The organism is Croceitalea rosinachiae (genome assembly GCF_031846445.1).
Lineage (GTDB): Bacteria > Bacteroidota > Bacteroidia > Flavobacteriales > Flavobacteriaceae > Croceitalea > Croceitalea rosinachiae.
The window spans coordinates 557,985-573,596 of record NZ_JAVRHR010000001.1; the positions used below are offsets into that span (position 1 = coordinate 557,985).

Annotated in this window: 12 protein-coding genes; 7 read left to right on the forward strand and 5 right to left on the reverse strand. The window is 36.8% G+C overall.

Annotation, left to right across the window (positions count from 1 at the left end; genetic code table 11):
- The first annotated feature begins 41 nt into the window (after positions 1 to 41).
- Positions 42 to 833, forward strand: coding sequence for a TspO-related membrane protein (locus RM706_RS02520; protein WP_311349447.1), 792 nt, complete (start codon positions 42 to 44; stop codon positions 831 to 833).
- Positions 834 to 898: 65 nt separating this feature from the next.
- A complete protein-coding gene (gene mfd / locus RM706_RS02525; RefSeq protein ID WP_311349448.1) occupies positions 899 to 4,312 on the forward strand; it encodes a transcription-repair coupling factor in 3,414 nt (1,137 codons plus the stop codon).
- Between the two features lie 40 nt (positions 4,313 to 4,352).
- Here the strand turns inward: mfd and RM706_RS02530 are convergent, their stop codons facing one another.
- Positions 4,353 to 4,967 carry a flavin reductase family protein gene (locus tag RM706_RS02530; RefSeq protein ID WP_311349449.1) on the reverse strand — a complete coding sequence of 205 codons (615 nt, stop codon included), beginning with the start codon at positions 4,965 to 4,967 and terminating at the stop codon, positions 4,353 to 4,355.
- Positions 4,968 to 5,046: 79 nt separating this feature from the next.
- Between RM706_RS02530 and RM706_RS02535 the strand changes: the two genes are divergently transcribed.
- Together RM706_RS02535 and RM706_RS02540 are read left to right on the forward strand one after the other, a co-directional pair.
- Positions 5,047 to 5,961 carry a hypothetical protein gene (locus RM706_RS02535; RefSeq protein ID WP_311349450.1) on the forward strand — a complete coding sequence of 305 codons (915 nt, stop codon included), beginning with the start codon at positions 5,047 to 5,049 and terminating at the stop codon, positions 5,959 to 5,961.
- 77 nt (positions 5,962 to 6,038) lie between these two features.
- On the forward strand, positions 6,039 to 6,467 hold the full coding sequence (locus tag RM706_RS02540; protein WP_311349451.1) for a hypothetical protein: 429 nt from the start codon (positions 6,039 to 6,041) through the stop codon (positions 6,465 to 6,467).
- Positions 6,468 to 6,490: 23 nt separating this feature from the next.
- Here RM706_RS02540 and RM706_RS02545 read toward each other — a convergent pair whose 3' ends face one another.
- Genes RM706_RS02545 through RM706_RS02555 form a run of 3 tightly spaced genes read right to left on the reverse strand, consistent with a single transcriptional unit; the run spans position 6,491 to position 9,586 of the window.
- Positions 6,491 to 8,464 carry a DUF3352 domain-containing protein gene (locus RM706_RS02545; RefSeq protein ID WP_311349452.1) on the reverse strand — a complete coding sequence of 658 codons (1,974 nt, stop codon included), beginning with the start codon at positions 8,462 to 8,464 and terminating at the stop codon, positions 6,491 to 6,493.
- A gap of 50 nt (positions 8,465 to 8,514) precedes the next feature.
- A complete protein-coding gene (locus RM706_RS02550; RefSeq protein WP_311349453.1) occupies positions 8,515 to 9,174 on the reverse strand; it encodes an aspartate kinase in 660 nt (219 codons plus the stop codon).
- Positions 9,175 to 9,226: 52 nt separating this feature from the next.
- Positions 9,227 to 9,586, reverse strand: a complete 360-nt coding sequence (locus tag RM706_RS02555) for a YraN family protein (protein WP_311349454.1) — start codon at positions 9,584 to 9,586, stop codon at positions 9,227 to 9,229.
- 166 nt (positions 9,587 to 9,752) lie between these two features.
- Here RM706_RS02555 and RM706_RS02560 point away from each other — a divergent pair, with 166 nt between their 5' ends.
- On the forward strand, positions 9,753 to 11,237 hold the full coding sequence (locus RM706_RS02560; RefSeq protein WP_311349455.1) for a DUF1800 domain-containing protein: 1,485 nt from the start codon (positions 9,753 to 9,755) through the stop codon (positions 11,235 to 11,237).
- A 10-nt stretch (positions 11,238 to 11,247) separates the two neighbouring features.
- Positions 11,248 to 12,963, forward strand: a complete 1,716-nt coding sequence (locus RM706_RS02565) for a DUF1501 domain-containing protein (RefSeq protein ID WP_311349456.1) — start codon at positions 11,248 to 11,250, stop codon at positions 12,961 to 12,963.
- 81 nt (positions 12,964 to 13,044) lie between these two features.
- Here RM706_RS02565 and RM706_RS02570 read toward each other — a convergent pair whose 3' ends face one another.
- The gene (locus tag RM706_RS02570; RefSeq protein ID WP_311349457.1) at positions 13,045 to 13,218 is read right to left on the reverse strand and encodes a hypothetical protein; all 174 of its coding nucleotides are present in this window, start codon (positions 13,216 to 13,218) and stop codon (positions 13,045 to 13,047) included.
- 281 nt (positions 13,219 to 13,499) lie between these two features.
- Between RM706_RS02570 and metG the strand changes: the two genes are divergently transcribed.
- Positions 13,500 to 15,611: a methionine--tRNA ligase gene (metG, locus tag RM706_RS02575; RefSeq protein ID WP_311349458.1), complete on the forward strand. Its 2,112-nt coding sequence runs from the start codon at positions 13,500 to 13,502 to the stop codon at positions 15,609 to 15,611.
- Position 15,612 lies beyond the last annotated feature (1 nt).

Below are 15,612 nucleotides of genomic sequence, written 5' to 3' on the forward strand. Positions count from 1 at the left end.
ATGAGAATGTAACAAATCCTTATTTTCACTAAAACTTGGTTATGAAAAAAACTTTAGCAGTACTCAACTTAGTTTCGGTCATACTTGTAATTGTAGTGAATTACGTTTCACAAGCCTTGCGATTGAATGATACTACCATCGGAGAAATCAGTAGAAAATATGACAACTTATTCACGCCAGCCAGTTATGCTTTTGCTATTTGGGGCATCATTTTTTTAGGTCTTTTAGCCTACGGTATTTTTCAAATACGCAGGGCATTCTTTAGCACCAAAGAAAGTAATTTCATTGAAAAAACCGGATACTGGTTTATAATAGCTAACGTTTTAAATTGTTCTTGGGTCTTCGCATGTGTCTATGATTACATCGGACTTTCCGTATTTATCATGCTTGGGATTCTAATCTCTCTAGTAAAAATAATTCTTAATACCAACATGGAACAATGGGATGCGCCTATTGCAATTATAGCTTTTGTTTGGTGGCCTATTTGTATCTATAGTGGTTGGATAGCAGTTGCAACTATAGCTAATATTTCGATTTACCTCACCAAGATTGGTTGGGAAGGGGCTTTTTTATCACAAGAAAATTGGACAATTATAATGGTGATTGTTGCAACCATTTTAAACCTAATTATAATCTGGAAACGCAATATGCGCGAGTTTGCCCTAGTTGGTGTTTGGGCCCTATTTGCTATTTACATTAGACATAAAACAAACTATGAAACGATATCGTGCACAGCCTTAGTCTCAAGTATTGTTCTCTTCATTAGTATTGCTGTTCATGCATTTTTAAATAGAAAAACGAACCCGCTACAAAAACTATTAGAGAGAAGCTGATAAAATTGAATGAAGTCATTGCGCTCTTGCAATACTGACCTTATATTTGCAGCAAAGTTTTTAGGTTGACCAAAACCTCCATTTCAGAACTTTTTGCACAGTCTCCAGAACTTAGGAAACTGCGAGATGCTATTGCCCAACCCTTCGACAAGCATGCCTTGAGCGAAGTCGAAAGGCTCACGGTGACATCGCCCAAAATAAATCTTAAAGGCTTAACTGGCTCCTCTTTATCATTTGTTATTTCTGATACATTTAAAACTAGTGAGTTACCCTTTTTGGTGCTTTTGAATGACAAAGAAGAAGCCGCTTATTATCTTAATGATTTAGAACAATTGATAGGTGAAAATGAGGTGCTCTTTTACCCTGGAAGTTATCGCAGGCCTTATCAAATAGAAGAGACTGACAACGCCAATGTACTCTTGCGTGCTGAAGTTTTAAATCGTATCAATTCGAGAAAAAAACCTGCGGTTATTGTAACCTATCCAGATGCTTTGTTTGAAAAAGTGGTTACCAGAAAAGAGCTGGATAAAAACACTTTGAAAATCAAGTTGGAGGATACACTCTCCCTAGATTTTCTGAACGAAGTGCTTTTTGAATACCAGTTCAAACGGGTAGATTTTGTTACGGAACCTGGTGAATTTTCCGTGCGTGGTGGTCTTGTTGATGTATTTTCTTTTTCACATGACGAGCCCTATCGTATTGAATTTTTTGGTGATGAAGTAGATAGTATTCGAACCTTTGATGTAGAAACGCAATTGTCTACTGAGAAGGTTAATAAGATTACTATTATTCCGAACGTTGCTAACAAAACAATGCATGAAAACCGAGAAAGTTTTCTAAAATACATCGCTCCACAAACAGTCATTTTTAGTAAAAATCTAGACTTGGTCTATGATAGAATCGATTCTAATTTTGAAAAGGCGAAAGAAATTTTTTCAAAACTCAGTGAAGAAATAAAGCACACAAAACCTGAGGAATTGTTTCTCGATTCAACCATTTTTAAAGCGCAATTGCAAGGGTTTTGTTTGGTTGAAACCGCGGCTTCGAGTGTCCCCAGCCCCCAACATAAATTGGTCACTGAGGACGCTCGAAGTGACATTCAATTCAATACCAAACCTCAACCCTCTTTCAATAAAAAGTTCGACTTGCTTATTGAAAACCTCAACGAAAATCATACCTCAGGATATGCCAATTACATCTTCTGCTCCACTGAGCAACAGGCCAAACGCTTTCATGATATTTTTGATGAGGTAGAGAGTACCGTTCATTATAAAACTATCGTTTTTCCGCTCTATCAAGGTTTCATTGACCAAGACTTAAAATTAGTTTGTTATACCGACCATCAAATCTTTGAACGCTACCATAAATTCCATCTAAAAAATGGTTATGCCAAAAAGCAAGCCATTACGCTTAAAGAACTAAACAAACTAGAGATTGGCGATTATGTCACCCATATTGACCATGGAATAGGAAAGTTTGGTGGATTGCAAAAAATAGATGTTGAGGGCAAAAAACAGGAGGCTATTAAATTAATGTACGGTGAGCGCGATATTCTTTATGTTAGTATACACTCGTTGCACAAAATATCTAAGTTTAATGGAAAAGATGGGGCTCCACCAAAAATTCACAAACTAGGTTCTGGGGCTTGGAAAAAGGTAAAGGACAAGACCAAGAGTAGGGTCAAGAAAATTGCTTTTGATCTTATTAAAATATACGCGAAACGAAGACTTGAAAAAGGTTTTCAATATGCCCCAGACAGTTATTTGCAACACGAATTAGAAGCGTCTTTTATTTATGAAGATACTCCTGACCAAGAAAAGTCTACTGCCGATGTCAAAAAAGACATGGAGAACGAACGTCCCATGGACCGCCTCATTTGTGGTGATGTAGGTTTTGGCAAAACAGAAGTTGCCATTCGTGCAGCATTTAAAGCAGTGGACAATGGTAAGCAAGTGGCCATTCTAGTCCCAACGACCATTTTGGCTTTTCAGCATTCACGCACTTTTAAAGAACGGCTCAAAGAAATGCCTGTGACCGTTGATTACTTGAATCGCTTTCGAACAGCAAAAGAAAAACGGGAAACTTTAGAAAGATTGGCAGAAGGTAAAGTCGATATCATTATTGGCACCCACCAATTGGTCAATAAAAATGTGAAATTCAAAGATTTGGGCTTACTCATCGTTGATGAAGAACAAAAATTTGGGGTAGCCGTAAAAGACAAATTAAAGTCGATAAAAGAGAATGTAGATGTATTGACTTTAACCGCAACGCCCATACCTAGAACTTTGCAGTTTAGCTTAATGGCAGCGCGTGATTTGTCGGTTATTAATACCCCTCCACCAAATCGTTATCCGATTGAAAGTCGTGTTATTCGATTTAATGAAGAAGTGATTCGTGATGCGGTTTCTTATGAAATTCAACGTGGCGGCCAAGTATTTTTTATCCATAATCGAATAGAGAACATCAAGGAGGTTGCTGGGATGATACAGCGTTTGGTACCCGATGCTAAAATTGGAATTGGTCATGGGCAGATGGAAGGTAAAAAGCTGGAAACCCTCATGCTTTCATTTATGAATGGAGAGTTTGATGTTTTGGTTTCTACCACTATTGTAGAGAGTGGTTTAGACGTCACCAATGCCAATACCATTTTCATTCACAATGCCAATAATTTTGGCTTGAGTGATTTACACCAAATGCGAGGCCGTGTAGGGCGAAGTAATAAAAAAGCTTTCTGTTATTTCATCACACCACCTTATGAGGTGATGACCACAGATGCACGAAAACGTATTGAAGCGCTAGAGCAATTTACTGAACTGGGCAGCGGATTCAATATCGCCATGAAGGATTTGGAAATTCGTGGTGCGGGTGATTTATTAGGGGGTGAGCAAAGTGGCTTTATCAACGAAATTGGTTTTGAGACCTACCAGAAAATCTTGGCCGAGGCCATTGAAGAACTCAAAGAAAATGAGTTCAAAGAATTGTATGATGAAGTTGAGGGTGACAAACCAAAGGTTTTTGTCAAAGAAACCCAATTAGATACGGACTTTGAACTCCTCTTCCCTGATGATTATATCAATAATATTACCGAGCGTCTTAATCTTTACACCCAATTGAACGTCGTTGAAAATGAAGAAGGTCTTCAAAAATTCGAAACCGAATTGTTAGATCGTTTTGGCGAACTTCCTACTCAAGCTGTCAATCTATTCAACTCTGTTCGTATTAAGTGGGCCGCCAATAGTATTGGTCTTGAAAAAGTAATCTTAAAGAAAAATAAGTTTATCGGCTACTTCATTGCAGACCAGCAATCGCCTTTTTACCAAACTGCAGCTTTTACCAAAGTTTTGCACTATGTTCAGAGCCATCCAAAACAATGCCAGTTAAAAGAAAAACAAACTCGAAACGGGTTACGTTTATTATTGACCTTTGATGGGATTACAAATGTAAAAAAAGCTTTAAGGGTTTTAGAGCCTTTAAAATGACCATAGAAAGTCTTCCCTTAAAAAACGCAGATAGTTCTTATCAAGGCTTCACATACCCATACTTCACTAAATGTTCAGGCCTATAATAATTATATAATCCTGCCACGGCGGCAGTATCCAAATCTTCCAATTTGACATCTCCATCTTCTAAAATTGAATCTTTTGGTAAAATCAAGTGTTCTATTTTACCAATAACAAGTCGTGTATCATTGCATTGTATCAGCTGTTCTTCTTGAAATGAGAGGCCTATTTTAATATGACTTTCCCACACAAAAGGCGCATGAAAATCATTTTGATAAAATTCGGTCAGCCCTACTGCATCAAACTCTGAGACCTCACGCTCATATTTAGCCGAAGTTTGATGTGCTTTTTGATGAATGGCCGTAGTTATTTGATTGATGGTATAAACTCCTGTCTCCTTAATGTTTTCATAGGTATGCCGTTCCACGGTGGTTGGTCGTAAAATAAAACCCAAATATGGTGGATTTGCTCCAATATGCATTACACTATTAAAAATAGCTAAATTGGGCTGTCCACTTTTAGATTTGGTTCCAATCAAATTAGCGGGTTTAAAACCAGAAACTTTGTTAATTAAGTTTGCCCGATAACGACTAGGCAATTGCATGATTTGGTCAAAAGTGAAGGTCTTGGTCATTCTCAAATTCTTAGCATTATTAGCCTCCGAAAATATCAACTAAAAAGAGCATTATCACAATTATTGGCTAACTTTAACAATGGCTGTTTTTGAACTTTGGTTAACTAAATTAAATAGGCTCTTTTTATCTAAACAATCAAAAAATACGATTGAACGTATCATTTTGATACTCGCCATTACGAGTTTCATCGTCCATTTGATATTTATCTATGCTGCCAACCTATTCCCTTTTTTAAATCCTGAAAGTTCTCTATTGAGCAGCCCAGTTGCGGCAGTCTATACTCCTTTTTCGTTTATTCTAATTTATGAGGTTTATCTTTTGGTCTATTACTTACCGCGTTCTATTACTACTTATATCAGTAAGCAATATGAAATTATCAGCCTAATCATTATTCGTAGGCTGTTCAAAGATTTAGCAAATCTGAAACTCAGTAATGAATGGTTTAGCATAAAAGGCGATTTGCAGTTTACTTACGATATTCTAGCCTCCATAATTCTTTTTTACTTGTTGTTTTGGTTTTATCGATTAAACAAAAGCAGAAAACAGTTGAACGTTGAGACACCTTCTCAAGATATTAATCTTGACCGGTTTATCAATTTCAAAAAAACAATTGCGGTGATTTTGGTGCCAATCTTACTTGGACTGGTCGTCTATAGTTTTGGTATATGGAGTTATTTTGAGTTTACAGAAATTGATATTAGTCTAAAAGAACTTAAAAACATCAATAACATCTTTTTTGATGAATTTTTCTCAATGCTCATCATCGTTGACGTTCTTTTGTTATTGGTTTCCTTTTTCTATACCGATAAATACCATAAAGTAATCAGAAACTCTGGCTTTATTATTTCAACCATTTTAATACGTCTCTCGTTTTCAATTGATGGATTAGTCAATACGGTTTTGATTGTTTTTGCAGTGCTATTTGGGTTGATTATACTGGCAGTTCACAATAGCTATGAACGTCATTTGGAAAAACCTACCTCTATAAATTAAAGCTTTTTTTTAATCAAAGTAGCTACTTTATAAAGCAACCATAATAGAAAATAACATCTTTTAGAAAAAGGGAAAATATGTACAAAATAATCATTGTAAGTCTTATACTTCTTTCAGCAGCTTGTTCTGGCACGAATGATAACCAGGTGCTCGAAGAGGGGTTTCCACAAACATGGAAACTCGTTCAAGTCAACGCTGGAATGTCTGGAGTTATATATAATGAAGATAATCTACCTTGGGAAGAGAATTTAATTCTAAATGAAGGCAATACTTTTAATAGAACCAGAATCGTTGAGAATTTAACCTTAAACGCTTCAGGCGAGTTCAGATTTTTAGAAGTAAACAATGAAACGCAACTTTTACTTGCTCATGATGAAAGTAGTCAATTAGTTGAAAATTGTTCTAGAGACAAGGATGAAATACTGCGCGTAATTTCATTCAACCAACTTTCAGGAGGTTCTTTACCATGTGATGGTCCAGGACTTCTATATAGACGAATACAATAAAAGCTATAATTGCTAAGAGAAATCTAAAACCGCTTTCTATGAACCAATTCTCCCTCTAAATCATAATAGCGCCAAGTACCCACTTGCACATCTTTGCGAAAACGTCCGGTCATTTTCTTTTCGCCATTGGCATAAAAAGATTCATAACGACCATGTTTGAGTCCGTCTTTAAGTTCTACGTTAAAACGGGTCTCGCCGCTACTGTATTTTTTAAGGAATAACTTTGCATTCAAATCTGTAGGATAAATGGCCGGCAAATCAAAAATGGCATCCGTAATTGCTGTTGAATTGGTGACTTTAACTTTTGATGGTTTATCTTCAAACTGCACATTTGCTTTCACCTTTTCTATATCTTGATAATTTACAATAAAGGTACTTTCAAATAGATCATCCTCGGGAGTCAATTGAAACCCGACTTGAGGGAAACAGATGATAAAATCTTTATTTTTTCGTAGTTGTGTTTTTGTGCTTACATCCGCCAAAGCATACATATTATCATACAGAACGGGAATATTACTGTAGACAAACAAACTGCTTTCTTGCTTGAACTTTTTATTAAAGGCCGTAAAATCATCCGAATTTGCCAAGGTCTCTTTAGCAATAAAACCATCAATAATACTTTTTAATGTATTCGGATTATCACTGAACACTACATAATCATCAATAATCGCAAAGTAAGGTTTATCAAATTCTTCAAAGCGTTGCCCTAATAGAATTTTAAAAAATCCTTTAATGGAAAGAAAATTAATTTCGTGCTCCTTATAGGTAACTGCCTTAAACTTTACAGGGGTTTTCTTTTTAATCTGTTTGAGGACAAAGTCTAAATGGGTCTTGGCATCTTCAATTTCGTTTGTCTTTAGCACCAAAGCCAAATCATTTTTCCCTTTTGAAATTTCAGATTTAATTTGAAGTAAGGCGATTTCATCACCAATCCAGCTTACAAAATTTTCTTTTATATCAATCCTTAAAAACTTTTCTACTTTTTCAATTCCTTCCTCATAGCTTAAAAACTGTTCGGAATTGTTTGCCTTTTGAACCGCTTCAAAATTCTCATAAAATTCACCAAAACTATCAAAACCATAGCTCAAATAAAGTGCGGTTCGCTTTGGAGCTATTTCAGGGATTGTCCGTTTTGCTGTTCCTGATTTTTGCAGCGCCTCTAAATAATTCTCATTTTCGAAGCTTATGTTGGTGTAACCAGTTGCCGAGATAGAACTGTTCTTATCTAAATCAAAACTAAAACCAGAGTACAAAAAATTCTCACTGACATTTTTGATCCAAGCAGTTGGCTTATTGGAAAATCGCTTGTAATAATCATCTAAAAAATCATATTGTAAATACAAGCGGAACAAATCTTCATAGCCTACTTTTTGATTGATTTCCAAAAAATTCAAATTACGGCCCAAATGAGGCTCTTGATATTGATCAATAGATTTCTCAACCAGCGTATGAGTGTAAGAAGCTATCAATTGATTTTTGATAAAGGCCAGGTACATGGTCTCCTTACTTTTTCTATCATAAATCTCCAAAATCTCCTGATTATGATAGTTCCTTTTACTTAGAACATACCCTTCATTTAAAAGCGTATTCAAATAGGTTTTAAGCAAACGGAGTTTTGCGATTCGTTTTAAATCGAGTACATAAAAAATTCCATAATCTTTCTCGGAAACCATATGGATGGAAATGAACAAAGATCTCCCATCAAAAAACTCGAAAAGCTTTCTTCTATCATTAAAAATGGTATCTACTTTTTGAATTTTCTCGGTGAGTTCAGCAAAGTAGCCATTCTTCTGAAGGTGCTGCCAAGCTTCGCTTTCACTAACTTTTTTCCAGCTCTCTACGGGTTTTTCTGATTCAATAACAAATACGGCATCATCGGGTATCAGATAAATGGATTGTAAATTGGTTTTAGGGGAGAGAACAAATATGTAGAGCAGATAAACTAGATACAAAATAAAAACACCTAAAACAGTAAAAAGAATCTTTTTTCTACTCATGATAAAGTCTTAACGAAAAAAGGAACCCTTTAGTTTGAAAACTTTGTAAATTAAAGTGTCTTCAAATCCTTAATGGTCTTAAAGGCCACATCAACTTGCTCATCATTGACCAAAATGGTAAACTCGTTGGTCGTAGAGATAACCTCATAAAGTACGATGCCTTCCCATGCCAAACGTTGAAATATAAAATAATAGATACCAGGCACCGAAACATTTTCTGATGGCAGTTTTACGGTTACAGAAGATAGATTCTCTGCTTTTTGGGTACACCGTTCACTTTTGAACAAATCTTCCACGGTATGATCAAGACTATTACTCACCACAATATTAATTTCATTGACCCCACGTGAAGAGGTATAAAAAATATCTTGGTTCTTATTCACCTCTTCTAAAAGCTTGGCCTGGTTGGCCAAAATGGTTTCTGAAGAAAGAAAAGTATAATCAGAGAGGTTAGAACGTACGGTTATCTCTCCTATATTCTTGAGCACCTTTACAATTTTATGTGTAGCTCGAAACTCTAAATCATCTGAGAGTCGTTTTAATGCCATGACTATGGCGCCATTGCGTATGTCTTTCCCCAATTCTTCTTCAATCTCAGGTTTTACAATTCGAGATAATGAAGTCAGGTTAATTATACCTTGAGCCAAAGCACTTTGTAAAAAAGGTTTCTTTTTAATGTAATTCTCAACTACAGATGATATCGTCTTCATTCTCTTTGAATTTGAGACAAAATTAACTAATTGTTATAAATAAAACAAATAGTTAAAAATGATAGAATGCATTTTCTAAGTGTTCCAATTCAAATTGCTTTCCTTTCTTAAGAATGGTGATAATATCAAAACGTACCTCAACATCTAAATCATGTGTTGTTACATAATGATCTGCTGTTGCTACCAATAGCTTAATTTTTTTCAGATTTACGGTTTCTGCGATTTTTTCTAAAAAATTGGAACTTCTAGATTTAACTTCAACAATGGCAAGTGTATCTTTTTTTTGGACAATAATATCAATTTCACCTTTTAAGTATCGGTAGTTTTTATATTTGATTTCATAGCCATTTTTTATCAAAAAATCAGCCGCTTTTTGCTCACCAAGCTTTCCAAATTCGTTATGTTTTCCCATGAATTGCGAAAAATATAAAAATTTATGTGCATTTCATCGAAAAATTTGGTAGTTCACCGCCTAAATCCCGTTTAGATTGTAATTTACAGCATCAAAATGAACCACACCTACCGAAAGCACATAGTAGACCCAATGACTATGATACTTTTAAACGCCAAATTTTGCTATGGAACTATTTATTAATTGTAATACCGCTACCCTAGCGCCGTATACTGCTCCGTTAGATGAATTGCGCGCAGCTCATCTTTATCGGAGATTAGGTTTTAGCGCCTCTGTTGAGACCATTAATCAGGCAGTCGGACAATCAGCAACAGCTTTAGTTGACACTTTGGTTAATCAAGCATTAGCCGAACCTGTTATTCCTGCGCCTGAATGGGCAGCTTGGACAAATGCCAACTACCCTGCAGATGATGATCTTGCTAGACAACTTAGAAGAGCACAGCGTGAAGAACTTTACACTGCCTATGGTAATTCTCTTTTGAACAACAATCTTAGGGATCGTATGAGTTTTTTCTGGAGCAATCATTTTGTAACGGAATATGATGTTTACGATTGTAACTCTTTCTTGTTTGAATATGTAAATTGTCTTCAAAGAAACTCTTTAGGTAATTTTAGAACTTTTGTAAGTGAAATAGGATTAACAAGTGCCATGCTCAGGTATTTAGATGGTGCTTTTAATAATAGAAACCGCCCAAATGAGAACTATGCCCGTGAGCTTTACGAGCTTTTCACATTAGGAGAAGGTAATGGCTATACCGAAGAAGACATTATTGAAACAGCTAGAGCTTTAACAGGTTACGTGAACCGAGGTGAAGTTGGTTGTACTGCAATTACTTTTGACCCTGAACGACATGATGTTGATGCCAAAACCATTCTAGGGCAAACAGGCAATTGGGGTTATGATGATGTGATAGATATTTTATTTGCACAACGCACTAATGAAATTGCAAGTTTCATTTGCATGAAATTGTATGAATTCTTTGTGCATCCAGATTCCTCTGATGATGCGGGCAACGCTCAGACCATTATTGCGGGCATGGCAAATACTTTCGTCGCTAACAATTTTGATATAGCACCCGTATTGGCAGAATTGTTCAAAAGTGAACACTTTTTCGATGAGACTGCTATTGGTGTCATCATCAAAAGCCCATTTGATTTATACCTTGGTTTATTAAAGGAAACCAACTTTACCTATAACGATGGTACCGTAATCAATTTTATTGATGCGTCACGTATGATAGGTCAAGATCTCTTCGATCCAGTTGATGTAGCAGGATGGCAACGGGATCGTATGTGGATCAATACCAATTTTATCATTGGCCGTTGGTTGACCATGGAGGTTTTCATAGAACAATTCTATGCGGCAAGCACTGAACAATTCAGACAACTAGGAATTCAAGCTACCGGTGCCAATGGCACTACAGAAAATGATCCCAATGTTGTGGCTCGTGCCATCATAGATAAATTCACCCCAAAAGGTTTATTGACCGATGCTGAATATAATAGGGCGATAACCATTTTTAGGGAGCCCTACGAAGACAACAACATATATGAAACTGGCACCTGGAACATGATGCTAGATGATACCCCATCACAGGTATTTCTTTTACTGTTACATCTTGTTAGAGAACCAGAATTTCAACTTAAATAAACCTACTATTATGTGCGATACCCATCATACTCAAGATACTTCCCCACACAAAGGTCTAGAACACGAAGGCCACGACATTGAACACAAAAATTGGAGCAGAAGATCCTTCATTCAAGCCCTCGGGATTGCTGGATCTGGCTCCATGTTTTTAGGTAGCAATATGCTTTCAGCATCTGCACCCTCTCCATTGACATCGGCGATTGCCGATGCTGAGACGGATAACATTTTAATATTGATTCGCCTTTCAGGTGGTAATGACGGTCTAAGTACTGTAATACCAATTCAGCAGTACGATACCTATGCCAATGCGAGACCCAATATTTACATCCCTGAGAGTAAAATTTTAAAATTGACCGATGATTTCGGAATTCCTACCTATATGGATTCTTTAGAACCGTTATGGGGCGAAGGGCAGTTTAAAGCGGTCCACGGTGTAGGCTATGAAAATCAAAGTCTTTCTCACTTTACGGGCTCCGACATTTATGCGAATACTGATTTGACTTCTACAGGTTTTTCTGGTTTAAACACAGGTTGGATGGGAAGACATTTTGAAGAATGTTACCCAGATTATTTGATCAATCCACCAGAAGCTCCTGCTGCGATTCAAATAGGTAACCTTTCGAACCTTATTTTTCAAGGTGAAGAGACCAATTACGCTTTTGTTACCAATAACATTGATCAGTTAGAAGAGATTGCCGAAACCGGATTCTTCTACGACATTGAAAATGCCCCTTTCGATAATTGTATGTATGGCGATCAACTTAAGTTTTTAAGAGGTGTTGCCAATACAACATACGAGTACGCCGGAAAAATTCATGAAGCCTATGAGCGTGGTCAAAACCAAGTACAATACCAAGAAAATGGTTTTGCAAGACAATTAGCTTTACTGGCAAGATTGATAAAAGGTAATTTAGGAACAAAGGTTTATATGATTTCAATGGGTGGTTTTGATACCCACGGTAATCAGCCAGAAGCTCATGAGCGATTGATGTCTAACCTATCCATTGCGGTCAACAACTTTTACGAAGACCTTGCCTTTACAGAACAAGACAGTCAAGTATTAAGTATGACTTTTTCAGAATTCGGACGTCGAATTTTTGAAAATGGCTCTAATGGAACAGACCACGGAAAAGCGGCACCAACGCTGTTCTTTGGTTCTGGTTTGGATGGTAGTGCCTTTGTCGGCGACCACCCATCTTTGGAAGCACCGAACGGACGTGGAAATTTAGAATACACTATGGATTTTAGGGACTTATATGCTACAGTACTAGCGGAATGGCTTTGTGTGCCAATCGCTAAAGTGGAGCAACATTTATTGGACCACCCCTATCAACCGGTCAATCTAGGGTTTAATTGTAGTGGTACTGACTTTGATGATATCGTTTATAGCGATGATCCTCCAACATTACCAGATACGCCACCACGAGATGAGGAAGGTGTAGTTGGTAGCGAAGAAATAGGTTTTGAGGTGACCCACAGACCCTATTATCCAACACAAAGAACACCACATATCTATTTAGAGATGCCGTTCAGTGCCCATGTTGATATTCAATTGTACAATATTCTCGGACAGAATGTAGGTACGGTGTTTAATGAAATGATGTTAGAAGGTTCTGCCGAAATTAATATACGAGAACGTGTTAGAGACAGCCTTTCAACAGGAAAATACATTTATCGTATTCAGGTTGGTGATCAGAAAATGAGTAAATCAGTTATGATCATGTAGATAATATATTTGATTTTCCAGAACCTCCGATAGTGCAACCCCCCACCCCAATTTGGGCTGCATGATTCGGAGGTTTTCTTTTTAGGCCAGTTTGGCTTTATCAGTAGTTGTTTTGAACTTTAGGGCTTTCTTTACTTCATGATTTTTGTCTTTATAAACTTTTGTAACGCCTTCACCTGTTTCACTCTTGCCTTGTGGTAAGATATTCTTTAATCTAGAGCGTTTTTCAAATCTCTTCGGATTTCCTATGCCCATATTCAAAATTTAATAATTTCTATTGTAAGAAAATACGCTATTTTATGTGTTTTATTTTTAGGAGTATCTCTTTTTCGACAAAAGGCAAGATTTTGAGTCTTGTGTATTTGATGCATGAATTATTCTTAAAAACTGTCAGTTCGAGTTTTTTCAATAGAAAAAGTATCGAGAACAAAGTTTTTTAGTTCTAAAATTCTTTTCTCGATACGCTTTTTAAATCCCCCATTGAACACAAAAGAGTCCTTCGAAAATCGCTATTTTTGACCCTTAAATTAGATTTCATGTCTCAAGAGACTCCATCAAAACCTATCTCATCGGCAGGCAGGTATACCATTACAGCAGCACTGCCCTACACCAATGGCCCCATACATATAGGCCATTTAGCGGGGGTTTACGTTCCTGCAGATATTTATGCGCGCTATCAAAGATTGCAAGGAAAAGATGTAGCTTTTATCTGCGGTAGTGACGAACATGGTTTTGCCATTCCCATGAAAGCCAAAAAAGAAGGGGTTTCTCCTAAAGATATTATAGATAAATATCATGGTATCATTAAGCAATCTTTTGAAGATTTCGGAATTTCATTTAATAATTACTCAAGAACCTCCGCCAAGGTCCATCATGATACTGCCTCAGAATTTTTTAAAAAATTGTATGGCCAAGGAGATTTTATTGAAGAAGTAACGGAACAACTCTACGATGTAGAGGCCAATCAGTTCTTAGCCGACCGTTTTGTTATGGGGACCTGCCCAAAATGCGGACATGAAGAAGCTTACGGGGATCAGTGCGAAAATTGTGGATCATCCTTGAACGCCACCGATCTTATTAACCCAAAATCGACCATTACGGGAGCTGTGCCAACACTTAAAAGCACCAAACATTGGTTTTTACCTTTAGACAGATATGAAGATTTTCTAAAAGAATGGATTATCAAAGGCCATAAAAATGACTGGAAACCTAATGTATATGGGCAATGCAAGTCTTGGATTGATGACGGGTTAAAGCCCCGAGCTGTTACTCGAGATTTAGACTGGGGTATTCCAGTGCCTGTTGATGGTGGTGAAGGAAAAGTGCTCTATGTTTGGTTTGACGCGCCTATCGGATATATTTCTTCCACAAAAGAATGGGCAGCAAGAGAAGGTAAAGATTGGGAACCTTATTGGAAAGATGAAAACACTAAAATGTTACATTTTATTGGTAAGGATAATATTGTGTTTCACTGTATCATATTCCCAAGCATGTTAAAAGCGCATGGCGATTTTATTCTACCAGAGAATGTACCTGCCAACGAATTTTTGAACTTAGAAGGCGACAAATTATCCACCTCCAAGAATTGGGCGGTTTGGCTACATGAGTATTTAGTTGACTTTCCTGAAATGCAAGATGTATTGCGTTATACGCTAACCGCAAATGCACCAGAAACCAAAGACAATGACTTTACTTGGAAGGATTTTCAGGCCAGAAATAATAATGAACTAGTAGCGATTTTCGGGAACTTTATCAATAGGGTAACCGTTCTTACTCATAAGTATTATAATGGCCAGGTGCCTGAACCTTCTCAGTTTAATGAAGTAGACAAATCAACTTTAGAAACTTTACGAACTTTTCCACAAACTTTAACTGATTCATTAGAGCGCTATCGTTTTAGAGAAGCCAGTCAAGAATTATTGAATCTAGCACGCCTGGGCAATAAATATTTGGCTGATGAAGAACCTTGGAAAACCATTAAAACTGATGAAGAGCGTACCAAAACGGTGATGTTTGTTGCCCTACAAATTGCATCGGCATTGGCAGTATTAAGTGAGCCTTTTTTACCCTTCACTTCTAAAAAATTAAAACATATCCTAAATGTCAGTTCAAATTATTCGCCTTTGGAGAATAGTATCGAGAACAACTGGAATGATGTCGCCCAAAAAGAAATACTGCTACCAAGCGGTCACCAAATCAATAAAAGCGAGCTGCTTTTCCGTAAAGTAGAAGACAAAGAAATTGAAGCGCAATTAGAAAAACTGGAAGCTACCAAAAAACAAAATGAGCAAATAGAGAAAGAAGTCACCCCACAAAAAGACATCATCACTTTTGAAGATTTTTCAAAATTGGATATGCGCGTGGGTACCATTATTGAAGCTGAAAAAATGCCTAAGGCCAATAAACTGCTAGTCTTAAAAGTTGATACTGGCTTAGCTATACGAACCATTGTTTCAGGTATTGCTGAAAGCTTCGAACCAGAAGAAATCGTGGGTAAGCAAGTTACCGTTTTGGTCAACCTTGCGCCAAGAAAATTGCGTGGTGTTGAAAGCGAGGGTATGATTCTCATGACCGAAAATAAAGATGGTAAATTGGTGTTTGTAAATCCGGATGAAGCCTCTGTGAGCAATGGCGAAAAAATAAATTGAA